The sequence below is a fragment of the Elioraea thermophila (ex Habib et al. 2022) genome (assembly GCF_003336755.1).
GTDB lineage: Bacteria > Pseudomonadota > Alphaproteobacteria > Acetobacterales > Acetobacteraceae > Elioraea > Elioraea thermophila.
Genome location: NZ_QMDI01000013.1, coordinates 169957 through 195814, shown reverse-complemented (window position 1 = coordinate 195814; position 25858 = coordinate 169957). Strand labels below are relative to the sequence as shown.

Annotated in this window: 21 protein-coding genes; 12 read left to right on the top strand and 9 right to left on the bottom strand. The window is 71.4% G+C overall.

All coding sequences use genetic code 11. From position 1 onward, the window contains the following. Positions 1-259: 259 nt before the first annotated feature. A complete protein-coding gene (locus DWB05_RS15170) occupies positions 260-457 on the top strand; it encodes a transposase (RefSeq protein WP_114377917.1) in 198 nt (65 codons plus the stop codon). 49 nt (positions 458-506) lie between these two features. Here the strand turns inward: DWB05_RS15170 and DWB05_RS14515 are convergent, their stop codons facing one another. From DWB05_RS14515 to dctP, 3 genes are all read right to left on the bottom strand, one after another. Further along, on the bottom strand, positions 507-1802 hold the full coding sequence (locus DWB05_RS14515) for a TRAP transporter large permease (RefSeq protein WP_114377916.1): 1296 nt from the start codon (positions 1800-1802) through the stop codon (positions 507-509). Positions 1803-1808: 6 nt separating this feature from the next. Continuing rightward, positions 1809-2264 carry a TRAP transporter small permease gene (locus tag DWB05_RS14510; protein ID WP_232818563.1) on the bottom strand — a complete coding sequence of 152 codons (456 nt, stop codon included), beginning with the start codon at positions 2262-2264 and terminating at the stop codon, positions 1809-1811. Between the two features lie 115 nt (positions 2265-2379). Beyond that, positions 2380-3411, bottom strand: a complete 1032-nt coding sequence (gene dctP / locus DWB05_RS14505; RefSeq protein ID WP_114377914.1) for a TRAP transporter substrate-binding protein DctP — start codon at positions 3409-3411, stop codon at positions 2380-2382. Between the two features lie 139 nt (positions 3412-3550). Here dctP and DWB05_RS14500 point away from each other — a divergent pair, with 139 nt between their 5' ends. After that, positions 3551-4303 carry an SDR family NAD(P)-dependent oxidoreductase gene (locus tag DWB05_RS14500; RefSeq protein WP_232818562.1) on the top strand — a complete coding sequence of 251 codons (753 nt, stop codon included), beginning with the start codon at positions 3551-3553 and terminating at the stop codon, positions 4301-4303. Here DWB05_RS14500 and DWB05_RS14495 read toward each other — a convergent pair. Next, positions 4300-5307: an alpha-ketoacid dehydrogenase subunit beta gene (locus DWB05_RS14495; protein ID WP_114377913.1), complete on the bottom strand. Its 1008-nt coding sequence runs from the start codon at positions 5305-5307 to the stop codon at positions 4300-4302. The genes DWB05_RS14500 and DWB05_RS14495 overlap by 4 nt on opposite strands. Beyond that, a complete protein-coding gene (locus DWB05_RS14490) occupies positions 5307-6302 on the bottom strand; it encodes a thiamine pyrophosphate-dependent dehydrogenase E1 component subunit alpha (protein ID WP_114377912.1) in 996 nt (331 codons plus the stop codon). The genes DWB05_RS14495 and DWB05_RS14490 overlap by 1 nt, the downstream gene beginning before the upstream one ends. Before the next feature lie 140 nt (positions 6303-6442). Here DWB05_RS14490 and DWB05_RS14485 point away from each other — a divergent pair, with 140 nt between their 5' ends. Next, positions 6443-7609: an acetyl-CoA acetyltransferase gene (locus tag DWB05_RS14485; protein ID WP_114377911.1), complete on the top strand. Its 1167-nt coding sequence runs from the start codon at positions 6443-6445 to the stop codon at positions 7607-7609. Positions 7610-7615: 6 nt separating this feature from the next. Here DWB05_RS14485 and DWB05_RS14480 read toward each other — a convergent pair whose 3' ends face one another. Continuing rightward, entirely contained in the window at positions 7616-9256 is a 1641-nt protein-coding gene (locus DWB05_RS14480) for an ABC transporter permease (RefSeq protein WP_198669195.1), read from the bottom strand. A gap of 7 nt (positions 9257-9263) precedes the next feature. Further along, positions 9264-10256 carry an ABC transporter substrate-binding protein gene (locus DWB05_RS14475; RefSeq protein WP_114377910.1) on the bottom strand — a complete coding sequence of 331 codons (993 nt, stop codon included), beginning with the start codon at positions 10254-10256 and terminating at the stop codon, positions 9264-9266. Positions 10257-10407: 151 nt separating this feature from the next. Here DWB05_RS14475 and DWB05_RS14470 point away from each other — a divergent pair, with 151 nt between their 5' ends. The 9 genes from DWB05_RS14470 to DWB05_RS14430 all read left to right on the top strand — a co-directional run bounded on the left by DWB05_RS14470 (position 10408) and on the right by DWB05_RS14430 (position 24711). Further along, positions 10408-11991: an acyl-CoA synthetase gene (locus DWB05_RS14470; protein ID WP_114377909.1), complete on the top strand. Its 1584-nt coding sequence runs from the start codon at positions 10408-10410 to the stop codon at positions 11989-11991. 111 nt (positions 11992-12102) lie between these two features. Beyond that, positions 12103-12684, top strand: coding sequence for a DUF1013 domain-containing protein (locus tag DWB05_RS14465; protein WP_408608505.1), 582 nt, complete (start codon positions 12103-12105; stop codon positions 12682-12684). A 77-nt stretch (positions 12685-12761) separates the two neighbouring features. Next, positions 12762-15689, top strand: coding sequence for a virulence factor SrfB (locus tag DWB05_RS14460; RefSeq protein WP_114377907.1), 2928 nt, complete (start codon positions 12762-12764; stop codon positions 15687-15689). A gap of 1 nt (position 15690) precedes the next feature. Then, positions 15691-18330, top strand: coding sequence for a virulence factor SrfC family protein (locus DWB05_RS14455; protein ID WP_114377906.1), 2640 nt, complete (start codon positions 15691-15693; stop codon positions 18328-18330). After that, positions 18330-19322, top strand: coding sequence for an SEL1-like repeat protein (locus DWB05_RS14450; RefSeq protein ID WP_114377905.1), 993 nt, complete (start codon positions 18330-18332; stop codon positions 19320-19322). The genes DWB05_RS14455 and DWB05_RS14450 overlap by 1 nt, the downstream gene beginning before the upstream one ends. Positions 19323-19336: 14 nt before the next feature. Beyond that, positions 19337-21250, top strand: coding sequence for a vWA domain-containing protein (locus tag DWB05_RS14445; RefSeq protein ID WP_114377904.1), 1914 nt, complete (start codon positions 19337-19339; stop codon positions 21248-21250). Beyond that, positions 21247-21963 (top strand): ATP-binding cassette domain-containing protein, encoded by a 717-nt coding sequence (locus DWB05_RS14440; protein ID WP_198669194.1) that lies wholly within the window; start codon positions 21247-21249, stop codon positions 21961-21963. Before DWB05_RS14445 ends, DWB05_RS14440 begins: the two co-directional genes overlap by 4 nt. Then, a complete protein-coding gene (locus tag DWB05_RS14435; RefSeq protein ID WP_114377903.1) occupies positions 21951-23150 on the top strand; it encodes an FtsX-like permease family protein in 1200 nt (399 codons plus the stop codon). The genes DWB05_RS14440 and DWB05_RS14435 overlap by 13 nt, the downstream gene beginning before the upstream one ends. Continuing rightward, entirely contained in the window at positions 23143-24711 is a 1569-nt protein-coding gene (locus tag DWB05_RS14430) for a formylglycine-generating enzyme family protein (RefSeq protein WP_114377902.1), read from the top strand. The genes DWB05_RS14435 and DWB05_RS14430 overlap by 8 nt, the downstream gene beginning before the upstream one ends. On the opposite strand, the gene DWB05_RS14425 is transcribed toward DWB05_RS14430, so the two are convergent. Further along, positions 24696-25178 (bottom strand): hypothetical protein, encoded by a 483-nt coding sequence (locus DWB05_RS14425; protein ID WP_114377901.1) that lies wholly within the window; start codon positions 25176-25178, stop codon positions 24696-24698. The two genes, DWB05_RS14430 and DWB05_RS14425, sit on opposite strands and share 16 nt — an antisense overlap. Beyond that, positions 25175-25855, bottom strand: a complete 681-nt coding sequence (locus DWB05_RS14420) for a YMGG-like glycine zipper-containing protein (protein ID WP_114377900.1) — start codon at positions 25853-25855, stop codon at positions 25175-25177. The genes DWB05_RS14425 and DWB05_RS14420 overlap by 4 nt, the downstream gene beginning before the upstream one ends. Positions 25856-25858: the final 3 nt, after the last annotated feature.

Here is a 25858-nt window from a genome sequence, read left to right as displayed (position 1 = left end):
TCAAAGCGCATCGCTCGGCGGCGAGCCTGCGCAAAAGGGGGAACCTCGCGCTGCCTCGGCCGCACCACACGAAACTGCATGCCGTCTGCGATGGGCAGGGGTTACCGCTGATCCTGCTGCTGACTGAAGGATAGAGGAGCAACCACTGCGGCGCCACGCTGATCCTGCCTCACCTTGCTGGCGGCAGCCGAGCTGATCGCCCATCCCGGCGACGATAGCGCTTCGCTCCGCGCCGCCCCCGTGATCGCGGCATCGCCGCCTGTCCCCTTCGCGGCGCTCGCGCAAAACGCCCATCCCCCACGACACCGCCCTCTATCGCCAGCGCTACCGCATCGAACTGATGTTCGCCCGCCTCAAGGACTGGCGCCGTGTCGCCAGCCGATACGATCGATGCGCCCACCCCTTCCTCGCTGCCATCACCCTCGCCGCAGCCGTCATCTTCTGGCTCACACAGTGAGTCCTGAGCCAAGAGGCCTCTCAGTGAACATCCTAATTCCAAAGTTGCTCTACAGGTCGCCGAGCGCGCGCGGCAGGGCGAGGGCGAGGTCCGGAATGAACAGCACGAGGGCGAGCGCCCCGAGCATGGCGAGCACGAACCAGATGACCCAGGGGATCGTCTCCTCGATCGAGCAGCCGGCGACCTTGCAGGTGACCATCAGGTTCACCGCCATCGGCGGGGTGAAGGAGCCGATCGCCACGTTCATCGTCAGCACGATGCCGAACCAAGTGAGATCCCAGCCGAAGGTCCGCGCGATCGGCAGCAGGATGGGCAGGAAGACAAGGAAGATCGAGATCGCATCGATCAGCATTCCCGCCACCAGCACGAGCAGCATGATCAGGAGCTTCATCGCCCAATCCGACGAGGTGACGGCGAGGAGCCCCCGCGCGAGGCTGTCGAAGGCGCCGACCGTCGCACCCGCGTAGGCGAAGATCGAGGCAAGTGCGACGATGATCAGCACGACGGCGGAGATCTCGGCCGAATCGCGCAGGCACTCGTAGATCTCGCGCACACCGAGCGTGCGATAGATCACACTGCCGACGAACAGCCCGTAGAAGACGGCGACCACCGCCGCCTCGGTCGGCGTGAACATCCCGGTGCGCAGGCCCCCGAGGATCACCACCGGGGCCGCGAGGCCCCAGGCGGCATCGACGAGACTGCGACCGATCGGCGGACGCGGCTGCCCGGGCTCGGGCGCGCCGAAGCCGCGGAGCCTGGCGAGCACGATGGCCGGGATCATCAGCGCTGCCCCAACCAGCAGGCCGGGGATCAGCCCGCCAACGAACAGAGCGGGCACCGAGACGCCCGGTACCAGCACCGCATAGACGATGAACGGGATCGACGGCGGAATGAGCACGGCGGTCGATCCGGCGGCCGCGATCAGCGAAGCGATGTAGGGGCGCGGGTAGTTCTGCCGCAGCATCGAGGGCAGCATCACCGCCGACACCGCGGCCGCATCCGCCGCCCCCGACCCCGATATTCCGCCCAGGATCATGCAGACGAGGACGGCGACCACGGCGAGCCCGCCGCGCTTCTGCCCGACGAGCGAGGAGGCGAACCGCACGAGACGCTCGGCCACCCCCGACCGCTCGAACATCATCCCGGCCAGCACGAACATCGGCAGCGCGAGCAACGGGTATTTGGCGATGCCGGTCCAGATGTTGGTCGGCAGCGCCATCACGCCGAGCCCGTGCACACCAATGACCGCGAAACCCGACAGCCCGAGCGCCACGCCGACGGGAACGCCGAGAAACAACAGGAGGAAGAACGCGCCCAGCAGGAGGGCCGAGCCTTCGATCACCATCGGCCCTCAGCCCCTCGCGCGGGCCACCCGCCGCATGCGGCCGAGGATGCGGAGACAGATCAGCATGGCGAGCACTGGCAGCCAGACGGTGAAAAGCCACTGCGGCACGCCGAGGCCCGGCGAGAGCACCTCGAAGCGATACTCGTCCCACACGTAGAAGGCACCGAGCCAAGCGATCGCGCCGAAGACGAACAGGGCGGAGAGGAGGACGAGCTGTTCGAGCAGGCGGGCGACGCGTTTGGGCAGCTTCTCGGTGAAGAAGGTGAGGCGGATATGCCGGTCGGCGGCGAAGGCGGCGGCCGAGCCGACCAGGGTGAGGATCACCATCAGCGTGACCGAGTATTCCTCGGTGAAGGCGATGGAGACGTTGCTGAACCAGCGTGCGAGCACGTTGGCGAGCGTGATGAGGGCGAGTGCGGCCATGATCGCGGCTGCGATCGCGCCTTCGAGCGAGATGGGCACGCGGGGAGGGGTCTCCCCCAGTTTCAGCCCGGGCGAGTGCGAGGGGGCCTCGGTTTCCATCGGTCAGTGTCGGGCCGCGGCCCGGAAAGCCCCGGCCCGTTCCGCCATCGCGCCGTTACGATACCGCCTTGATCGCGGCCTCGGCCTTGCGCACGAGCTCGGCTCCCGTCCGCTGCGCCCAGGTGTCGAACACACCCCGCGTGGCACGGGCGAAGGCCTGCTTCTCGGCGTCCGAGAGCTCGACCACCGCGACCCCGCGGCGCGCCAGCTCCTCGAAGGAGGAGCGGTCCTCGCGCGTGATGCCCTTGCGCGACGCGGCCATCTGGCGCCGCGCCGCCTCGCGCGCGCTTTCCGTGACGATCTCCCGATCCTGCGCCGAGAACGTGTCCCACACGCTCTTCGCCACGTGGAAGATCCCGGCATCCGCGCAGTAGTTCCAAACCGTGAGGTGACGCTGCGCGAGCTGGTCCATGCGGAAGGCGAGGAAGAGGTTGATCGGGTTCTCCTGCCCGTCCACCGCGCCGGTGGAGAGCGCGGGTTGCAGGTCGGCGAAGCTCATCTGCACCGGATTGGCGCCGAGGGCGGTGTAGATGTCGGAGAAGATCGCACCGGCGGCAAAGCGGATCTTCAGCCCGCGCAGGTCCTCGGGCGTGCGGATGGGACGGCGCGAGTTGGAGAGTTCGCGGAAGCCGTTCTCGCCCCAGGCGAGCGGCACCACGTCGCGCGTCGCCATCACGCGGAACAGGTCCTGGCCGACCTCGCCGCCGATCAGCGCGTCGAACGCGCGGTGCGACGGCATCAGGAACGGCAGCGAAAACAGGTTCATCTCGCGGATCTGCGGGGAGAGGTTGATGGTCGAGGAGACGCAGAAGTCGATCACACCCTGGCGCATGGCGAGGAGTTCTCGCGTCTGGTCGCCGCCGACGAGTTGGCTGCCGGGATAGACCTTGACGTTGATGCGTCCGCCCGTCCGTTCGGTCACGAGGTCGGCCCACTGGAAGGCGCCTTCGGAAAGGGGGATCGGCCGGTTGCCGACGACCGAGAGCTTGTACTCGCTCTTCAGGCTCTGGGCGCGCGAGACCCACGGCATGGCGAGAGCGGCGGCAGTGGCGGCGACGAGGCCGCGCCGCGTGAGGGCGATGGGCATGGGCGTCTCCTCCTTCGCTCCGTTCCCCCGAACGGACACAACGCGCAGCATGGCGAGAGGTCCGCCGTTCCTGCAAGGGGGCATTCCGGTGCGGGCGCTTCGGCGGCATGCTTCGCGAAAAGGAGGGAGGAGGACGCGCATGGAACGCGGTATCGTCGCCGTCACCGGAGGCGCCTCGGGGATCGGGCTCGCCATCGCCAAGGCGGCTGCGGCGGAAGGGTGGCACGTCGCGGTCGCCGACCGCGACCGCGAGGCGATCGCCGCGGTGCGCGAGCTCTTTCCCGATGCGACACGGTTCGCCGTGCTCGACGTCACCGACGAGGGCGCCGTCGAAGGCTGGATCGCGGGTCTCGCCGCGGCGGGCCGGCTCGCCGGTCTGGTGACCGCGGCCGGGATCGCCGCCGACGTGCCCGTCCTTGACACCTCGGCCGAGCAATTCCGGCGAATCCTCGAGGTGAACGTCACGGGAACGTTTCTCTGTGCCCGTGCCGCGGCACGCTGGATGAAGGACACCGGCGGCGGCTCGATCGTCACCATCGCGTCGGTCGCGGGGCTGCGGGGCTCGAAGGGGCGGGCGGCCTACGGGTCGTCGAAGGCGGCGGTGATCAACCTCACCCAGGTGCTGGCGGTCGATCTTGCGCGGTGGGGCATCCGCGCCAATGCGATCTGCCCCGGGCCGATCGAGACACCGCTGGTGGCGCGCGTCCATACGCCCGCCACGCGCGCGCACTGGATCGCGCACGTGCCGCAGCGCCGCTACGCCCGGCCGGACGAGGTGGCCGGGGCTGCCCTCTTCCTAATCGACCCCGCGCAATCGAGTTTCGTCACCGGCGTGGCCCTGCCCGTCGATGGCGGCTTCGCGGGGGCGGGCCTCACCGCGCTCGACGCCTAGGCGGCAAGCAGCGACTTCGCCGCTGCGAGGATCTTCGCCTCCGTTACCCGCATCGCATCCTCGAGCGGGGGGCTGAAAGGCACGGGCAGGCGCGGCGCGCCGAGCCGCCGCGCGGCCTTCAGCGCGCCGGGGCCTAGGCGTTCGACGACGCGTGCGAGGATCTCGCCGCCGAAGCCGCCCGCCCGCACCGCCTCGTGCACGACGAGAAGCCGCCGCGTGCGCGCGGCGGAGGCGAGGACCGCCGCCTCGTCCCACGGCCAGAGCGTGCGCAGGTCGATCAGATCGACGCCGACGCCGTCGCGCGCCAGCGCCTCGGCTGCCCGTACGCAGTCCGGAACGATCGACGACCAGCAGACGAGGGTGAGATCATCGCCCCACTGCTCGTGTCGCGCCACACCGAAGGGCAGGGGGTCGATCGCCGACGGCACGGGGCCGGTGGCGGCGAACAGCGCCTTAGGGTCGAAGAACAGCACAGGGTCGTCCGAGCGGATCGCGGCGACGAGAAGCCCCGCGGCGTCGGCCGGCGTCGCGGGAACGGCGACCACCACCCCGGGCAGGTGGGCAAACCAGGTCTCGAGGGACTGGCTGTGCTGCGCGGCCGAGCTTCGCCACAGCCCGTGCGGGGCGCGGATCACGACCGCGGGCTTGGCTTGGCCACCGAACATGTAGCGGATCTTCGCGATCTGGTTGACGAGTTCGTCCATCGCGCAGAGCGCGAAGTCGAAGATCCGCATCTCGATGATGGGGCGCGTGCCGACGAGTGCGGCCCCGAGCCCGGCCCCCATGATGGTGGCCTCCGAGATCGGGGTCGAAACGATCCGCTCGGGCCCGAATTCCTCGATCAAGCCCCGGTACTGGCCGAAGATGCCGCCGCGCGCGACATCCTCGCCGAGCACCCAGACGGACGCATCGCGTCGCATCTCCTGGGCCACCGCACGGCGAGTGGCCTCGACGAGAGTGATGGGTTCCACCGCTGCCGGCGGCGGGGCGAGGGCGGCGTCCATCACGCCTGCTCCATGGTCTCGGCGCCAATGTCCTGCACGTCCTCCCACGCCTCGGCCGCATCGGGCCAGGGCGCGGCGAGGGCATCGGCGCGGGCAGCCTCCATCTCGGCGCGCGCTTCGGCGAGGATGGCATCGAGAACCGTCTCGGCCACGCCCGCGGCGAGCAGACGCTGGCGTGCCCGCGCAATCGGATCTCGGCCCTTGGCCGCCGCGACCTCGGCCGGGTCGCGCCAGGCTGCCTGATCGGTCGAGGTGTGGCCGAGCAGCCGATAGGTCCGGGCGTGCAACAGGTGCGGCCCGTCGCCGCGGCGAACACGAGCGACCAGCCGCGCCGCCGCCTCCGCCACCGCTTCGACGTCGTTGCCGTCCACGCTCTCGGCTGCGACGCCGCAACTTTCCGCTCGCGCCACCGCCCCTGGCCCCGCCGTGACGGAACAGGCGGCGGTGAAGGCGGCGACCGCGTTGTCCTCGCAGACGAAGAGGACGGGCAGGCGATACAAGGCGGCCCAGTTCAGCCCCTCGAGGAAGGGACCCCGGTTGATCGCGCCGTCGCCGAAGAAGCAGGCGACGATGGCGTCGCAGCCGAGGAGGCGCAGGCCTTGCGCGGCGCCGACGGCGATCGGGATCCCGCCGGCGACGACGCCGTTGGCGCCGAGCATGCCGACGGAGAAGTCGGCGATGTGCATCGAGCCCCCCTTGCCGCGACAGACCCCGCCCGCGCGGCCGAACAGCTCGCGCATCATTCCCCGCACCGCGGCGCCCTTGGCGAGCGCATGGCCGTGGCCGCGATGGGTGGAGGTGATGCGGTCGTCGCGGCGCAGCACGGAACAGACGCCGGCCGCAACCGCCTCCTGGCCGATGGAGGGGTGCAGGTAGCCGGGCAGTTCGCCCGCGGCGTGCGCGGCGAGCGCCACCTCCTCGAAGGCGCGGATCCGCGCCATCAGCCGATAGAGCTCGGTCAGCCGCGCGATCGCGTGCTCCGTTGAGGCCTCCATGCGTCTCCCCCCCACCCGGTTCGGCGAGCCGCGCATCCTGGCGCCGGACCGCGGAACATCAAGCCCCCCTCCCGGCCCGTGGACAGCGGGGCCCAAGCGAGGCACAAGGGCGGTCGCGAGGGGAACGGGAGGAGGCTGCCATGCGGGTCGCGATCGTCGGGTGGGCGCATTCCGCCTTCGGCAAGCGTGAGGAGCCGGACGTCGAGGCCCTGATCGCCTCCGTCGCGGCAGAGGCGCTGGCGCATGCCGGAGTCGAACCGCGCGACGTAGGCGCGGTGCACGTGGGCGTGTTCAACGCCGGCTTCTCCCGGCAGGATTTCTTCTCCTCGATGGTGCTGCAGGCGGTCCCCGAACTCCGTTTCGTGCCCGCGACACGGCACGAGAATGCCTGCGCGACGGGCTCGGCCGCGATCCATGCCGCGATCGGCGACATCGCCGCCGGGCGGGCGCGGATCGCGCTCGTCGTGGGCGCGGAGAAGATGACCCACGCGAGCCCAGTGCAGATCGCCGACAGTCTGCTCGCCGCCTCCTACCGCAAGGAGGAAGGAGACATCGAGGCCGGCTTCGCCGGCATCTTCGGCCGCATCGCGCAGCTCTACTTCCAGCGCTACGGCGACGCCTCCGACGCGCTCGCCGCGATCGCGGCGAAGAACCATCGCCACGGGGTTGCCAACCCTTACGCGCAGATGCGCAAGGATCTGGGTTTCGCATTCTGCCGGCATCCGTCGGAGAAGAACCCTCTCGTGGCCGGTCCGCTGAAGCGCACGGACTGTTCGCTCGTCTCGGACGGGGCGGCGGCGGTGGTGCTGGCGGACGAGGAGACGGCGCGCACGATGCCGCGCGCCATCGCCTTCCGCGCGGCGGTGCAGGCGAACGACTTCCTGCCGATGTCGAAACGGGATCCGCTCGCCTTCGAGGGCTGTGCGCGCGCCTGGGCCAAGGCGCATGAGGTCGCCGGAACCTCGCTCGACGATCTTTCCTTCGTCGAGACGCACGACTGCTTCACCATCGCCGAACTCATCGAATACGAGGCGATGGGGCTCGCACCCCGCGGGCAGGGAGCGCGCGTGGCGCTCGACGGGACGACCGCGATGGGGGGGAGGCTTCCCGTCAACCCCTCGGGCGGGCTGAAGGCGAAGGGTCACCCGATCGGGGCGACGGGGGTGTCGATGCACGCGCTCGCCGCCATGCAGCTCATGGGCGAGGCGGGCGAGATGCAGGTGCCGAACGCGACGCTCGCGGGCGTCTTCAACATGGGCGGCGTGGCGGTCGCCAATTACGTCTCGATTCTGGAACGGGTTCGCTGACGCGGCTCACGGTTTCCACGGCAGCGTGCCGGGCGGCAGGCGCCGCGCGGCCAGTGTCGCCGCCGCCATCAGCCCGCTCATCAACAGGAGGGCGAGCACGCTGACCGCGGCCGCCTGGGCCGATTGTCCGCTCTCCTGCAAGGTGAAGACGAGCACGCCCAAAGTCTGCGAGCCCGGGCCGTAGAGCAGCGAGGAGACCGTCACCTCGTTCACCGCGGTCAGTGCGACCAGGATCGCGCCCGCGGCCATCGCCGGCGCAAGCAAAGGTGCCTGCACGCGGGTGAGCCGCCGCAGCGGGCCCGCACCGAGGCTCCGCGCCGCCGCGTCCAGCATGGGATCGAGACGTGCCGAGGCGGCGGCGACGGGGCGCAAGGCCAGCGCCTGGAAGCGGGCGAGATAGGCGAGCAGGATGGCGGCAAGAGAGCCGTAAAGCACGATGCCGCCGGGGACGGAGAGCACGACCAGGATGACGGCGATCGCGGTGCACGTGCCGGGCAGGGCGTAGGTGAGATCGGAGGCGGAGGAGGCAAGGCGCACCGGCGGCCGGCGCAAGGCGAGCGCGATCGGCAACGCGGCGAGGGCGAGCAAGCCGGCGGCGGTCAGCGCGAGCCCGACCGAGTTGCGGATCGCCTGCGCTGTGTGCGCGCCCGGAGCGAGTGCGGCGGCGTAGTTCCGCAGCGTCGCCGTCGCGGCCGAGATCTCCACCCCCACCGCCGGCACCAGCGAGGCGGCGAGCAGCGCGGCGAACGGGATGGCGAGGACGACGAGCAGATAGAGGCCGACGGCGAGGCTCGACGCCGGTCCACCGCCGCCTGGAACGGGGCGGAACGGCGTGCCGCCAGGTGTCGGGCTGCGTCGCGCCGCCCACCACTGCACGGCCAGCGCAGGAAACGCCATCACCGCGAGCACGAGGGAGAGCGCGGCCGCCTGACCGAGCGCAGCGGGACCGCCGAGCGAGAGGCGGCGCCAGATCAGCACCGTCATGACGATGCGCCGCGCCGGGATGCCGATCAGCACGCCGACACCGAAATTGCCGAGCGCGGCGATCCAGGCAAGCGCGGCGCCGGCGGCGACGGCGGGAGCGAGCAGCGGCACCAGGATGCGGCCCAGCACCTGGGCAGGGCGGGCGCCGAGCGCCTCGGCCGCCCGCACCACCTCGCCCGGCAGCCGGCGCAGCGTACCGGCGATGCTGAGGAGAACGAGCGGCGCCCCCTGCACGCCGAGCAGCGCGATCATCCCGCCCAAGCCATAGACGGGATTGGGCGTGCCGAGCGGCGGCGCCAGCCCGAGCGCGAGCAGCAGCGGCGAGGCGGGCCCCGAGGCCTGGATCCAGCCCAGCGCCATCACCTGCGGCGGCACCAGCACCGGAAGGACGGAGAGGAAGACGAGGACACCGCGGCCGGGTGGCGGCCCGCGCAGGTAGAGCGCGTAGGCGAGGCAAGAGCCGATGAGGGCAGCGACAGCGGACGCGCCGGCCGCGACCGCGAGCGACGTGAACGCCGCCCGCGCCACCGCCGGCTCGTCCAGCACGGCGAGCGGGGAGGCGGCGAACCCCTCGGCCAGAAGGCGTCCGAGGGGGAGCGCGCCGATCAGCAGCAACCAGAGGAGGGCGAAGCCGGCCGGCCCCCGCCCCACCGAAAGCGTCACGCCCGGCTCAGGCGCCCGTCAGCTGCGCGAAGCGACGCAGCGTCTCCTCCTGCTCGCGCAAGGCGCGCGCCGCGTCGAAGGGCATGACCTTGATCGTCTTCGGGTCGGGGAAGCCCGCGGGCGGCGCCACCGCCGGATCCACCGGCAGGAACCCCTGGGCGGCGGCGAGCTCCTGGCCGGGGCGCGAGAGCAGGAACTCGACGAAGGCGATCGCCGCCGGAACGTTCCGCGCCGTCGCGAGAATGCCTGCGGGCTCGGTGATGGCGGACACCCCGTCCTCGGGGAAGACGAAGCGCACGGGCGCTCCCTTCGCCGCCTCGCGGATCGGCAGGTAGTCGATGACGATGCCGAAGGCGCGCTCGGCGCCGGCGACCGCCTGCATCACCGGCCCGTTGCCGCCACGCGCCTGCACGCCGTTGGCGACGAGGCGCTCGAGATAGGCCCAGCCGAGGGAGGGCTGCTGCACGGTGGCGAGAACGTGGATCGCCGCTGCCCCCGAGACCGACGGCGACGGCATCGCCACTTGGTTGCGCGCCCGCGAATCGAGCAGATCCTCCCAGCGCCGCGGCACGAAGGGGGCCCGCAGGTGGTGCATGATCCCGGTGGTGATCAGTTTGGTGCCGAAATAGGTGCGGTCCTTGTCGAGATGCTCGGCAGGCACCGCGCCCGTCTTCGCCTCGGGCACGGCGCGCAGCCGCCCTTCCGCCTTCAGTCCCTCGAAGGTCAGGCTGTCCGCGACCAGAAGCACGTCGGGGCGCGGGTTGCCAGCGGCGATCTCGGCGCGCAGACGGGTCATGATCTGCCCCGTGCCGCCGCGGATCCACTCCACCTTCACTCCCGGATGCAGGCGCTCGAAGGCCTGAGCGGTGCCGGCGGCGTCGGGCTCGAGCTGGCTGGTATAGAGGACGAGGGTGCCTTCCACCCTGGCCCGCGCGACGTGCGGGGCGGCGAGGGCGGCGGCAGCGGCGAGTCCGCCGAGGCGGCGACGGGTGAGACGCATCGCGTGGTTCTCCCAGAGGTTTGGCGCAGCCTCGATCTACGGTGCGCGCCGCGACGCGGGGAGGGGAAGGCGCGTGAAACTCCTGTGACACCGTCCCACTGGACAGGGGCGCGGGCTTGCGTCAGCGAACGGGCGGAGGAGGAAGGAACGGATGGGACCGGCGACGGCGATGAACCTCGGGCGCCTGCTCACCTGGACGGCGCGGCGCCTGCCTGATCGGCTTGCCCTCGTGCAGCGCGATGTGCGCCTCACCTGGGCTGAGCTCGACCGGTTGGTGGATCGGTTCGCCGCCGTGCTGCGCGCGCACGGGGTGACGAAGGGCGAGCGGCTGCTGGTGCATTCGCGCAACACGGTCGCGATGTTCGCCAGCCTCTGGGCGGCGCTGAAGGTGGGCGCCGTGTGGGTGCCGACCAATGTCCGACTCACCGCGCCCGAGGTCGCCTATCTCGGCCAGGCGAGCCGGGCGAAGGCGATGCTGCGCGATCGGGGCTTTGCCGACCATGCAGCCGCGGTGCGCGCCGCCCATCCCGGTCTCGCGGCCGTCTTCGCGTCGGGCGATGCCCGCGACGGCGAGATCGACCTCGATGCCGCGCTCGCTGCGGCCGACGCCCCGCCGCCCGATCACGAGGCGGATGTCGCCTATGGCGACCCGTGCTGGTTCTTCTTTACCTCCGGCACCACCGGGCGGCCGAAGGCAGCGGTGCTGACGCACGGGCAGATGAGTTTCGTCGTCGCCAACCACCTTGCCGACCTGATGCCGGGCCTGGATGAGCACCATTGCGCCCTGGTCTGCGCGCCCTTGAGCCATGCAGCGGGGATCCACGCGCTTGCCACGGTGGCGCGCGGCTGCCCAACGGTCATGACGGCATCGGAACGGTTCGATCCGGCGGAGGTCTGGGGCCTGGTGGCGAAACACCGGGTGACCACCATGTTCGTCGTGCCGACCATGCTGACCATGCTCATCGAGCATCCTGCCGTGGATCGGCATGACCATTCCTCGCTCCGGCATCTGTTGTACGCCGGCGCGCCGATGTACCGCGCCGACCAGAAGCGCGCCCTCGCCAAGCTCGGCCTCGGCTGCCTGACCCAGTACTTCGGCCTCGGCGAGGTGACGGCGAACATCACCGTGCTCCGTCCTGACCAGCACAGCCTAGAGGATGACCAGTCCTTTCCGCTCGGCTCCTGCGGCATGCCGCGAACGGGGATGGACATCGCCATCCTGGACGAGGCGGGCAACCGCCTGCCGCCTGGGCGGACGGGAGAGATCTGCGTGCGCGGCCCGGCCGTGTTCGCCGGCTACTTCGAGAACGAGGAAGCCAATCGCAAGGCCTTCGCTGGGGGCTGGTTTCACACCGGCGACCTCGGCCACCTCGACGCGCGGGGGTTCCTGTACATCACCGGCCGGGCGTCGGACATGTACATTTCCGGCGGTTCGAACGTGTACCCGCGCGAGGTCGAGGAGGCGATCCTCACCCACCCAGCGGTGGCCGAGGTGGCGGTGGTCGGCCTGCCCCATCCCAAGTGGGGCGAGGCGGGCGTGGCCGCGGTGGTGCCACGCGCCGGAATGACGGTGACGCCCGATGACGTACTCGAGCATTTGCAGGACAAGATTGCGCGCTACAAGCAGCCGCTGCGGGTGGTGGTGTGGGACGGACTGCCCAAGTCCGGCTATGGCAAGGTGCCGAAGGCGCTGGTGCGGCAGCGTCTGGAAGCTGAAGGCGTGACGTTCTCATGATGACGGAGCGTTCGGCGCACGCGGCGGTTGACCGCGTGCTCGTTTCCACTATGTTCCAGTCAAGTTGGAACGGGCGCCGGCGACGGAGCGCCGCGCCGTGAGGATATGACCATGCCCCTGCCTCTGATGCCGAAGGCGACGGCCGTCTGGCTGATCGAAAACACGTCGCTCACCTTCGAGCAGATCGCCGAGTTCTGCGGCATGCACCCGCTCGAGGTGCAGGCGATCGCGGATGGGGACTCGGCGGTCGGCATCGTCGGTCTCGATCCCGTCGCGAACGGCCAGCTCACGCGCGAGGAGATTGCGCGCTGCGAAAAGGATCCGACTGCGCGCTTGCAGCTCGCGCCGACGACGGTCGTGCTGCCGAAATCGAAGACCAAGGGCAAGGGCGGACGCTACACGCCGGTGGCGAAGCGCCAGGACAAGCCCGATGCCATCGCCTTCCTGCTGCGCCATCATCCCGTCTTGTCGGACGCGCAGATCTGCGCCCTCTTGGGCACCACCAAGGAGACGGTGCAGAAGGTACGCGACAAGACGCACTGGAACAGCGCCAACATCAAGCCGCGCGACCCGGTGCTGCTCGGCCTCTGCACGCAGACGGATCTCAACCGCGCGATCGAGGAGGCGATGGAGCGGGCGCGCCGTGAGGGTCGCGCCGTACCCGAGCCCACGGAGGCCGCGCCACAGCGCTGAAGCCCCGCGGCGCGCCTCGGGCGCGTCCACCCTTTGGCCATGTTCCGTGCTAGCGTATCGGCCGCAGGCACGCAGTCATGGCTGAGACCGACCTCCTTTCCCTGGTTCCGCAATCGGGCCTTCAGTTCGTCGTCCGCCCGTTCGATGAGGCGCGTCTGCCGCGCCTCACCCGCGCCTTCTGGGAGGAAGTCGAGGATCAGGGGCCTGGGGCTCAGCCGCACGTGATCCTACGTCCCCTCGCGACCGACGAGGCGGACGGATCGTATCACGACCCGTTGACGGGAGCGTGCCCGCCCGAGGACCGGGTCTATCAGATCAACACGGCGCGCGCACTCGAGCCCTTTCTCGAGCGCTGGACGCCGCTGCCGGTGTTCGAGGTCCGCGATGGCCGGATCGAACGGGGGCCGACGAACTGGGTGCGCGTCCGCCTCGTTCGTCTTCCGGCGCCCGACTCCGCGGGCAACACGCATGCCGTTGTACTCGCCTTCGACACTGGCCTCGTGCCTCGGCGCTCCGATGCGCCCTATGTCGGGCTCGCGCCGGCGCGCGAGGAGCAGGTCTTCGCTCTCGTCGCGGAGCCGGAATGGAACGCCTGGTTCCTGCGTCAGGCCTGGGTGGACAAGTGGCTGGAGGCGAACTTCCGGGAGGCGCGCGCGGCCGCGCGCGGCGGCAAGCTGAGACCCGAGGATCTTCCGTGGCGGGCCGAGCACTGGGCCCGCTATCTCACCTTCCTCGCTGTGCTCGATGAGGCTCGGCTGGTGCCGAGGATCCGCACCCTCGACATTGCCTCGCCCACCGCTGCCGCACGACCGATCGCGGTCGACCTCGTGCTCGATCTCGGCAATTCGCGCACATGCGGCATCCTGGTCGAGGATCATCCGGACCGCCCGCTCGACTTCACCAACGGCGCGCTGCTCACGTTGCGCGAACTCTCCGCCCCCGAGCGGACCTGGTCGATCCCGTTCGAGAGCCGGGTCGAGTTCCACCGCGCCTCCTTCGGCCGCGACGCCCTCTCCAACACCTCGGGCCGCATGCTCGCCTTCCACTGGGGAAGTCCCGTGCGCGTCGGGCCAGAGGCGGTGCGGCTCGCCGCCCTCCGCCGCGGCGACGAGGGGGCGACCGGTCTGTCCTCGCCGAAGCGCTACCTCTGGGACGAGCGGCCGACCGCGGTGCCGTGGCGCTTCAACGGCCCGTCGGCGGACGGCACCGCGATCAACCCGCCGGTCTCGGGGGCCTTCATGGAGTTCGTCTCCGAAGAAGGTGACGTCCTCGAAACGATCCGCCACCGCAAGCGCCCGGGCATGCGCGCGCTCTTCTCGCGCTCCGCCCTCACCACCTTCCTCCTCTGCGAGCTGCTCATGCAGGCCGCGGTGCAGATCAATTCACCCGACCACCGGGCCGCGCGCGGCTCGCTCAACGTGCCGCGCCGGCTGCGCCGCCTCGTGCTCACGCTCCCCCCCGCGATGCCGCTGATCGAGCAGGAAATCCTCAAACGTCGCGCGCGCGAGGCAATCGACCTCGCCTGGAGCCTGCTCGGCTGGTCGAGCGCCGGCGACGGCCTGCCGGATCCGCCGCCGAAGCCGGAACTGGTCGCCAGCCTCGACGAGGCGACCGCGACCCAGCTCGTCTGGCTGTACAACGAGTGTCGCTGGCGGCTGAAATCCGATGCGGCGTCGCTGTTCGCCATCGCCGGGCGCGTGCGCAAGGGTTATGGCGAGGAGCCCGCGCTCAGGATCGCTTCGATCGACATCGGCGGCGGCACGACGGATCTGATGGTGGCCACCTACGTCGCGGAGGCAGGACAGGCGATCGTGCCGAAGCAGAATTTCCGCGAGGGTTTTCGCATCGCCGGGGACGACGTGCTGCAGGCGCTGATCGAGATCGCGATCCTGCCCTGCATCGAGCGTGCGCTGGGCGAGGCCGGAGTGAGTGGCGCGAAAGCCTTTCTGCGTGAACTGCTCGCCGGTTCGGCTGCGGGCCAGAGCGAGCAGGAGCGGCATCTGCGCCGCCAGTTCGTCTCCCTGGTGCTCGAGCCGCTCGGGCTCGCCGTCCTTCGTGCCTATGAGGGGCTGGTGGGACGGGAGAGCGGAGAGATCCTGCGCGCGAAGTTGTCCACCCTGCTCGCGGGCCTGCCCGCCGTCGAGCGCGCGATCGCCCATGTCGAGGCCGGGGCGGCGCGGCGCGGCGGCGAGGGGTTCTCGCTCGGTGACGTCGAGCTCGTCGTCACCGCCGAGGAGGTGGAGAAGGCGGCCGGCCCGGTGCTCGCGCCGGTGTTGGCCGAACTGCTCGAGGTCGTGCATGCCTTCGACGTCGACGTGCTGCTGCTCTCCGGGCGTCTGTCCCGGCTGCGCATCGTGCGTGACCTCGTCGTCGCCCGCCTCGCTGTGCCGCCGCATCGCGTGATCGCGATGGACCAGTACCCGGTCGAGGCGTGGTATCCGTTCCGCAACGCGGCCGGGCGCATCGCCGATCCGAAGACCACTGCCGCCGTCGGCGCGATGATCTCCGCCACCGCCGAAGGCCGGCTCGAAGGGTTCCTGCTGCGCGCCTCCCGGCTCGGCGTGTGCTCCACCGCCCGCTACGTCGGGCTGATGGACAACTCCGGACAGATCCGCGCCCAGAACGTGCTGTTCCGCGACGATGCGCGCGAGGCCGGCGGCGGCGCGCGCGAGGCCTCGTTCCGCGTCACTTTCACTGCCCCGTGCTTCATCGGTTTCCGCCAGCTCGACCTCGAACGCTGGACCGCGACCCGGCTCTATCGGCTCGAATTCGGCGACGCGTCCGCCGTCCGCCGCCTTGCCCTACCACTCACCGTCACGCTCGCCCGCCGCGACATCGACCCCGACCAGCCGGATGCCGAGGTGGCGCGCGAGAGGTTCGTCGTCGAGGAGGTGGTCGACGCCGAAGGCATCACGCTGCATCCCCGCCAGATCGTCGCGCGATTGCAGACGGAGGCCGAGGAAGCGGGTTACTGGCGAGATTCCGGTGCGCTGAGGGTGCCCTGAGATGATGCTCGACGCGCGCTCGGCCGAGGACCGCGTGCTCGCCGAACGCTGCGCGGCGGCGGCGGAGGCGATCGCCGACGGCATCGCCTGGATCAGCCGGCATCCCGAGGTCGCGCGCGAGGCGGGAGCGGCGGTGGTGCGCGACCTGCGCCGCTTCGCCACGCGAGCCCGCCGGCTCGCCGCGGCGGCCGCCCGGCCGATGTGCGTGGCAGTGTTCGGCCCATCCCAGGCCGGCAAGAGCTACCTGATCTCTGCCTTGGCCCGGAAGGGCACCGAGCCCGTGCGCGTGATGCTCGGCGAGCGCGCGATCGACTTCGTCGCCGAGATCAACCCGGAGGGCGGAAAGGAGGCGACGGGGCTCGTCACCCGCTTCACCGTCCGTCCCACACCCTCACTGCCCGGTAGTCCGGTCTCGGTTCGCCTGCTCACCCAGGCCGACGTGGTGAAGATCCTCGGCAACTCCTTCCTCGAGGACTTCAACCGCGACGCCGTCCAGCCGATACCGGCCGAGAAGGTCTCCGCCCTCATCGACGAGGCGCGCGGCCGCGCCGGCGGGTCGGCAGCGACGGCGTTCGGCGAGGACGTGGTGTTCGACCTCGCGGAGTATTTCGACCGCTACTTCCGCGGCCACCCCGTCATTCTCTCGCTCGGACAGGGGTTCTGGCGCGAGGCGGCGGCGCTGGCGCCGAGGCTGTCTGCCGCCGACCGCGCCCGTCTGTTCGCGCCGCTGTGGAATGCGATCCCGACCTACACCGAAACCTGCCGTCGCTTGTGCCAGGCGCTCGACGCGTTGGGCGATCCGGACGATGCCTTCCTTGGCCTCGAGGCTTTGTTGCCGCGGGAGACGAGCATCATCGACGTCGAAACGCTGGCGGGCCTCGGCACGCCCGATCGCGTCGGCCAGCTCGAGGTCGCCACGCGCGATGGCCGTCGTGTCACCCTGCCGCGCCCGATCGTCGCCGCCCTGACGGCGGAACTCCGCCTCACGCTCGCCGATCAACCCTGGGAATTCTTCTCTTCGACCGATCTGCTCGACTTCCCCGGTGCGCGGTCGCGCGAGGTGCTTTCGGACGCGGAAGGTTACCTCGCCGATCCGGCTCGGATCGCCCCCCTCTATCTGCGCGGCAAGGTCGCCTACCTCTACCAGCGCTACGTGGCCGAGCAGGAACTCACCTCCATGCTGCTCTGCATCGGGCCCTTGAACCAGGAGGTGCGCACGCTGCCCGGCATGGTGAAGGAATGGGTTGATGCCACTCACGGGCCGACACCGGAGGAGCGCGCGAAGCAGCCGACTGCGCTCTTCATCGTGCTGACCAAGTTCGACATGGAATTCGAGGAGAAGCGCGGCCGGCGCGAGGATCAGGCCGCGGCGAGCCGCTGGGCGACGCGGATCGAGGCCTCGATCACGCGCTTCCTCGGGCTCGAGCACGCCTGGCCCACGGAGTGGACCCCCGGCAAGCCCTTCGCCAACACGTTCTGGCTGCGCAATCCGAACGTGCTCGCCAAGGCGATCCTCGATTACGATGCCGCGGGCCGCGAGGTGGCGGTGCGGGAACCCGAGCGTCTGGCGCGCCTGAAGGCCGAATTCCTCGCCACACCCGAGGTGCAGCGGCACTTCGCCGATCCGGCCCGCGCCTGGGACGAGGCGATGCGGCTGAACGACGGTGGCATTACCTACCTCGCGGAAAGCCTGACCCCCGTGTGCAACCCGGCGCTGAAGCGCGGCCAAGTCGCCGCACGTCTGGCGCGGCTCGCGCGCGATGCCGCAGCACGGCTCGATCCGTTCCACGTCTCGGACGATCGTGAGGCGGAACGGAAGAAGCGTCGTGCCGAGGGGGCGACGCTGGCGAGGCATCTCGCCTTGTGCATTGCGAAGCAGCGTTTCGGTCTCCTCCTGCGCGCGCTGATGGTGGATGCCGAGGCGCTGCAGGTCGCCTTCACCCGCCTGATGCTGCATTCTCCGGCGGATGATCCGCGTGAGGCCCCCGTGTTCGGGGCGGCAGCGAAGGCGTCCGACCTCGCCGACGAGCTCGCTGCGCTGTTCGGCGAGGAGCCGGCTGCGCCAGCAGCCGCCTCGGGGTCCTGCGCGACGATTGATCTCGCCGACCAATTCGCCGAGGCGGCCTTGGCCGAATGGCAGGAGCGGCTGCGCGCCTTCGCCGCCGACCCGGTCACACCGTCCTTCCTGCTGATCCCGCGCGAGCAGGCCGCCTTCCTCGCGGCACAGCTCGCCGCCGGGGCCGCCTGGCAGGATCTGCGCGGGCGCATCGCGGCGGCGATCCGGGCGAAGGCGGCCTATCGCGAGCGTTTCGCCGAGGCGCTCGTCAAGCCCGTGATGATCGCGGAACGAATGATCAACGATTACGTCGCCGCCCTGGGCTTCGATCGCATGCCGGAGGCGGAACGCCCGCGAAACCCGCGCGATGGCCGAATCGTGTTCCGACAGCGCGAGGCGGCGGAGGACTGGCCCGCGCTCGGCGAACAGCCGACCCCGTTCGAGCGCGACTACGCCGGCGACTGGACCCTCGCGCTGGTCGCGCTGATCGACCGCAACGTCGATCATGCCTTCGGCGGGATTGTCGATTCGGAGTCGAACGCGCGGCTCGGGCGCATCCTCTCCCGTCTCGCCGAGGCCGCGTGATGGCTGCGCCCTCGGTGCCGACCGCGCGCGTCGAACCGGACCCGAATCGACCGCTCGGACATGCGCGGATTTCGCTCGAAGGCCTGGGCCAGCCGCTGACCGACGGGCGGTTCTCGATCATCAGACCGCAGATGCCGGCTGCCCATCTTGGCCCCTCCGGATGGCAAATCGGCGAAGCGGTTCTGACGGCGCTCGCCGTCGAATCGGCGCCCAGTGCCGGTGCGCTGATCCTCGGGCCTGACGTCTGCCGCCATCTCGAGCCCGGCCCGCTCACGCTGAGACTGCCCTCGCTTGGCCTTGAGCTGCCGCTGTTCTGGCCCGCCTCGATCGCGGTGTTCGATGAGGGCGAGGTGGGGATCGGACTCGGCCGTGCCGTTGCCGCCCGCGAACCGTCGCCGGCGCCCGCCTCGCCACCACCGCCTGCACCGCCGCCGCGGCCTGCTCCGACCGCGAAACCGCCTGCGCGCACCGTGCGGCGACTGCCGCTCATCCTCGCTTTCGCGGTCACGGTGGCGGCTGCCGCCGCGGCCGCTTTCTGGTGGCTTGCGCGCGAGGGTCCGTCCCGGCCTTCGCCGCTGCAGGCCCAGCCGCCCGTCGCCGCTCCCGTCTGGCCCGACGGCACCGACGGGCTGACGGTTGCGGAGGTGGTGGCACGGGCGCCCGACACGCGCGGCATCTTCGCGGTGGCCCTGCGCCGCCAGGCGGCCGGCCGCCACGACGATGCGCTCGTGCTGTTCGAGGTCGCGGCCGAAGCGGGGCTCGCCGAAGCGCACACCGCGCTCGGCCGTCTCTACGACCCGAACGGCTTCGTCCCCGGCCGTCCGTTCCGCTCGCCCGACGTGCGGCAGGCCGCCAGGCACTACCGCGAAGCCGAACGGGGGGGCGATCCGGAGGCCGCTGCGCGCCGGGCCACCTTGCGCGCGCACCTCGAACGCGAGGCCGCCGCCGGATCCGGTACGGCACGCGACGCGTTGCGGGAGTTCTGGCCATGAAACGATGCATTGGCGTGCTGAAGATCCCCCTCGTCGTGCTCGCTCTCCTCCTCGCGCCGGCGCTCGTCGCTCCCCCTGCCGAGGCGCAGTCCGCCCGCCGCCCCCTCTTGATTGAGGGCACGACCTCGCTCTGGCAGCGCGTGATCACCCGCCCCGGCGCGGTGCTTGCGCCGCGACCGGGCGAGACCGGGGTGACCCGGCCGGTTCCAGCCTTCTCCGTCCTCTATGTTTACGACCGCCGCGAAGGCTGGCTCGAGGTCGGCGAGACGGCGAACGGCCGCACCCTGGGCTGGATCGCGGAGGAACGCGCCATCCCTTGGCGTCACACCATGATTCTCGCCTTCACCAATCCGGCGGGACGGGAGCGTGCGATGTTCTTCCGCGACGCCGAGACGGTGCGCCAGGCCTGGGCGGCGCGCGATCGCGCCGCGCGCGCCGACGCCTTCCGCGCGGCAGGCGCCAACGGTCCGGTGATCGCGCTGGAACCCGAGGTGCACGTCGACATCACGCGCAACTTCTACCTCCTGCCCGTGCTTTCGGCCGAGATCATGGAGCCGGAGCATGGCGCGCCGGCGCGGCTGCTCGAGGTGCTGTCCGCCCCGGCCCGCACCGCTGCTCCCCCACCGGGTGCCGAGGCGCTGCGCGACTTCCGCGCCGCGGTGGTGTTCGTCATCGACACCACGATTTCGATGCAGCCCTACATCGAGCGCACGCGCGAGGCGATCCGCCGCGTCGTCTCGCGCATCGGCGACACTGTGGTGCGCGACAACTTCCGCTTCGGCATGGTCGCCTATCGCGATTCGCTCGAGGGTCGGCCGCGGGTCGAATACCTCGCCCGTCTCTTCGCGCTTCCCGACTTCCAGGCCGCACCGGATGCGATCCTGCCGCGCATCGCGGAGGTGCGGGAAGCCACCGCCTCGACGGAAGGCTGGCAGGAGGATGCGGGGGCGGGGATCAAACTCGCCCTCGATGAGGTGAAGTGGAACGAGTTCGGCGGCCGCTTCCTCGTGCTGATCACCGACGCCTCGATGCGCGAACCGCCCGACCCGCGCGCCTCGACCGGACTGACGGCGGCCGACCTCAATGCGCTCGCCCGCTCCGAGGCGAAGCAGGTCGCGATCTACGTGCTCCACCTGCGCACGCCAGAGGGAGGGCGGGCCGATCACGCGCGGGCGGAGCGGCAGTATCGCCAGCTCTCCGCCTTCGGCGCCGCAGGGCCTCTCTACTATCCGGTGCCCGACGGCGACGTGAGCGCCTTCGGCGCGATGGTCGATGTGCTCGCGGATTCGATCCTCGCCCACGTGGCCGCGACGGTGGGCCGACCGATTGCCGGCATCGCGCCGCCGCAAGCGGAAGCGACGCGGCGCATCGCCGAGCAGACGGAGGTCGTCGCGCACGCCATGCGGCTTGCCTATCTTGGCCGCCTCGAGAGGGCGGGCGTGCCAGACCTCGTGCGCAGCTTCACCGTCGATGAGGACTGGGCGGACCCGACGCCCTCACGGCGGCCGATGGAGGTGCGCGTGCTGCTGACGCGCAACCAACTCTCCGATCTTGCGGCGACGCTGAGAGGGATCATCGAGGCGGGCAATGCCGGCCGTCTCGCACCCGAAACGTTCTTCGGCCGCTTGCGCGGGCTGGCGGCGGCCATGGCGCGCGACCCGCGCCGGGTGGCCGAGCTGCAACGCGTGGGCGGGGTGTTCGCCGAGTTTCTCGACGGGCTGCCCTACCGCTCCCGGATCATGGACATCACGGAAGACGAGTGGGTGGCGATGGGCGCGGGCGCGCGACGCGAAATCATCAACGCGTTGGAGGCCCGTCTTCGCCTGTACGAGGAATACGCACGCCAGCCGGAACTGTGGGTGAACCTCGATCGCGCGCGCGATCCGGGCGAGGCGATGTACCCGGTGCCGCTCGCGCACCTGCCGTGAGCGTGCTCGCGCTCGAGGGCGTGCGACGCACGCTGGTCTCCGGTGCGGCGCGGTTCATGCTCGAGGTTCCCTCGCTCGTGCTCGGTGCAGGCCAAGGGCTCGCCCTGATCGGCCCGTCGGGGGCGGGCAAAAGCACGACGCTCGATCTCGCCGCGCTCGCGCTCGCCCCCGATCGGGCCGAGCGTCTCGTCGTCGCCGGGGTAGACGCGGCGGCATTGTGGGCCCGGGGCGCGCATGATGCGCTCGCCGCGCTGCGCGCGCGGGCCATCGGTTACGTGCTGCAGACCGGAGGCTTGCTTCCCTTCCTCACCGTCGCCGACAACATCGCCTTGCCGCAGCGGCTGGCGCGACGGCGCGATCGGCGTCGAATCGTCGACCTCGCCGAGCGTCTTGGCATTGCCGCCGAACTCGGCAAGTGGCCCGCGGCCCTCTCCGTCGGCCAGCGGCAGCGTGCGGCGATCGCGCGGGCGCTCGCCCATCGCCCTGCCGTCGTTATTGCCGACGAACCGACCTCCGCCCTTCATCCGGAATTGGCGTCGGGGGTGTTCACCATGCTGGTCGCCGCCTGCGCCGAGGATGGTGCGGCGCTCCTCGTCGCCACCCATGACGCGGATGAGGCGCGCCGTGCCGGGCTCGAGCTCCGTCGGGTGGTCCCGATCCCGGGCGAGGCGCGCTCGATCGTCGAGGCGGAACCGCTGCCATGCCCGGCGTGAGGCTTGCCGCCCGGCTCGCGCTGGCCGACGCCGCCGCCGAGGCCCGTCTTGCGCTCGCCACCCTGTCGGGCATCGCCGCCGTACTCGCCCCGCTCATCGTCCTGTTCGGCCTCAAGGCCGGCGTGATCGATTCCTTGCGCGAGGCGCTGGTGCAGAACCCGCGCGCGCGGGAGATCGTCAATCAGACCAACCGCACCTTCGATGCGGCCTTCTTCGCCCGTTTGGCGGCGCGGCCGGACGTCGCCTTCATCGTGCCTCGCACGCGCTCGCTCGCCGCCTCCGGCGCCTTCGCCCGTTCGGCGGACTCGCTCAGTGCATTCCGCGGCGAGCTTCTCGCCACCGCGGCGGGAGATCCCCTGCTGGCCGGTCGGCCGCCGCCCGTGGGACGTGCCGCCGCCCTGTCCGCCACCCTCGCCGAACGTCTCGGCGTCGGCGAAGGCGCGACGATCCGCCTGCGGGTCGATCGCATCGTCGAGGGCCGGCGCGAGACCCTCGCCCTGGACCTTGCGGTCGCCGCCGTTCTGCCGCGCGAGGTCTTCGCGCGCGACGCTGCCTTCGTGCCGCTGCCGCTTTTGCTGCTGATCGAGGACTTCCAGGAGGGGACGATCGCCCTGCCCGTGGCCGAGATCGACGCGCCGCCGGATCCGGCTAGGCTCTACGCCGGCTTTCGGCTGCATGCGCGCCGTCTCGAGGACGTGGTGGTGCTCGATCGCGTGTTGCGGGCGGAGGGTATCGAAGTGGTCTCGCAGGCCGAGGAGGTGGCGGGGCTCCTCGCCCTCGATCGGTCGCTCGGGCTGCTCTTCGTCGCGCTCGCGGCCTTGGGAGGGGCGGGTTACTCGGTTTCGCTCGGCGTGACGATGCAGGCTTCCGTCGAACGGAAGCGGCGCGCGCTCGCCCTGTTACGTCTCATGGGCATGCCCGCGCGCGGGCTCCTCGCCTTCCCGCTCACCCAGGCCGTTGCGCTGGCGTCGGCAGCGGCGGTCTTCGCCGGCGCCATCGCGCTTGGCGTTGCCGCCGTCATCAATCGTCTGGGTGTGGCCGTGGGCGAAGGGCCGATCGCACGCATTACACCGGAGCATCTCGCCATCGCCGCCGTGCTGACCGTGCTCGGGGCCGTACTCGCCTCCCTCTTCGCCGCCGCACGCGCGGCGGCGATCGAACCGGCGGAGGGCTTGCGCGATGCGTAGGCTGGCGAGGCTGATCCTCGTCCTCCTCTGTATCCAGCCTGCCCGCGGCTCTGAGGCTTGGCCACAGGCGTCGTGGAACCCGACCCCGCTCGCCGATGATCTCGTGCTGCCGATGCCGTGCGGGGCGCGCATCGCGTTTCGCCCGGTCCCGGTTCCCGCCGGCCCGAGCCCGCTCGATGATCGCCCCATCGTCGTCGGCGAGGCCGACCCCGCCACCGACCACAGCGAGTTCCCCCGTCGCACCCATCTCGCGGGCGCCTTTCGGCACGGCAACGAACGCGTGATGTGGGTCGGCAAGTACGAGGTCACGCGCGACCAGTTCGCCGCCGTGATGAACGAGAGCTGCCCCGCTCCATCTCCCGCCGGTCGTGTCCCCGCCGCCGAGGTCTCCTGGTTCGAGGCGATCGCGTTCACGGCGCGCCTCTCTGCCTGGCTGGCGGCGAACGCTCCCGACGCGTTGCCGACGCGCGGCCAGGCGCGCGCCTATGTGCGGCTGCCGACGGAGGAGGAGTGGGAGTACGCCGCACGCGGCGGCGCGGCGGTGGGCGAGGCGGAATTCACCGCCCGCACGCCGCCCATGCCGGAGGGGATGGCGGCCTATGTCTGGTTCGCCGGACCGGACTCGGCCTCCGGCCGCGCTCGCCCCGTCGGTTCGCTCAAGCCGAACCCTCTGGGCCTGCACGACATGCTGGGGAATGTCGCTGAGTGGGTGCTCGAGCCCTATCGGCTCAACCGGGTCGGCCGCCCGCACGGCCTCGTCGGTGGCGTGGTGGCGCGCGGCGGGCATTACCTGACCGACCGCGAGTCGATCCGCTCCGCCCTACGCGAGGAGTATCCCCCCTTCAACCCGCGCGACGGATCGCCCTTGCGCCTGCGGACGGTCGGGTTCCGGGTCGTGCTCGGCCTCGTGGTGACGGTCGATGACGCAGCGCCAGAGACGTTCCGCCGTGCCTTCGCCGAAGCCGCCGCCTCGCGCGAGCGGCTGGCCGAGGACCCGCGCGCCCTCCTCGCCCAAATTCGCCGCGAGACCACCGATCCTGCGCTTGCGCGCGGGCTCGCCGCTGTCGATGCCGCGATGCGGGCCGAGGCGCGGCTGCGGGCGGATCGCGAGCGGGCGGCGTTGCGAGCGGGACTCGAGGCGGCCGCGGCACTCGCGCGCCTAGTCGCGGTCGCGCACGGCAACGCGACGGTGCTCGAGGCGGTGGCTCGCCTGCTCGACGGTGTGGGCCCTGTCCTGCCCGAGGCGTCACGCCCGCCTATCACCGCAGCGCGCGAGGGGCTCGCGGCCAGGGTGGCGGAAACCCCGGCCGGAATCACGCAGGTCTTGGATGCTTACCTGCGCACGGTGCGCGAGGCCGCGGCTGAGGACGAGGCGACGATCGCGGCGGAGGCCCGCATCGTGGCGGAGGAGCTGCGCGCGCGCGGGTTCAGACTGGGGCCGGAGCTGGTTGCGCTTGCCGCCCGGCACATGATGGAGGCGCGGCGCGGGCGCTTGCCATCGGCGGCGGAAGCCGAGGCAGCCATTCTCGCCGCGGTCGGCATCCCTCACAGACGACGATAGGCGTCGAGCGCGCGGGAAAGGTCGTCGGCCCCCTGTTCGAGGCGGCGGACGGCCTCTGGGTCGGGCGCGCGGACGGCAGCGGCGCGGTCGCGCTCGAGACGGTCGAGATCCCGCGCGAGCGATGCCCCCCGTCCGCCATCCGGCTCCAGGCGGGAGGCCCGCGCCGCTTCGAGATCGCGCCGCAGGGCGGCGAGCCTCGCTTCGAGCCTTGCGAGACGCAGTTCGGCGTCGCGGAGCTGGGCGGTGGTGCGCTCCCTCTCGCGCTCCGCCCTCAGCGCCTGGGCGCGGGCCTCGAGCGCGCGCGCTTCGGCGGATTGTGCTTCACGCTCCATCCTGGCTGCGCGGGCCTCGTCCTCGCCGCTGATCGCCGCCGCCCAGCCGCCGAAGAAGCCCCGCTCCGCCGCCGGCCCGGCGGGTGCACAGGCGGACACCGCGAGCGCCAGGAGAAGGGCGGCGCGCCGGATCATGCCGCCGGCACCCGGGCGAGGGCTTCGCGCAACTCACGCGCGCTCTCCTCCATCCGCTGACGCGAGGCGGCGACCCGGTCCGCCTCGCGGGTCGCGCCGTCCGCCCGCATCGCGGCCTCGACCCGGCGGTTGTTCTCGATCGCGGTGTCGATGGCGGCGAGATCCTCCTCGGCTGCCCGGCGGCTGCGCGCAAGCTGGGCAGCGTTCGCTTCGCCAGCGCGGATGCGCGCCTCGAGGCGGGCGAGTTTGGCGCGGTTTTCCGCCGCGACGGCCTGGGCGGCCTGGGCGGCCGCCTCCTGTTCCGCCGCCTCCTCCTTCGCTGCGGCGATGCGCGCGGCGGCCGCCTCCTCGCGCGAGGCGAAGCGCTGGTTGCGCTTCGCGATGTAGTGGCCGGCAGCGGCACCGAGGGCGGCGCCGGCGGCGGCACCGACCAGCGCGCCTTCGCCGCGGTTGTTCGGCCCCGCGGCAAGCGCCCCGATCAGCCCGAGCAGGACGGCTCCTGCAATGGCTCCGGTGGCCACCGTCTCGGTGAAGCGTTCATTCTGCTCGCGCAACTGTCGCTGCGCGGGCGAAAGGGGTTCGCCATCAGCGCCATGCGTGCTCGCACACGCGGAGAGCGCGACGGCGAGTGCGGCGGCGAGGGCGAGCGGTCGGGCACGGGCGAGGGCGGCGAGCATGGC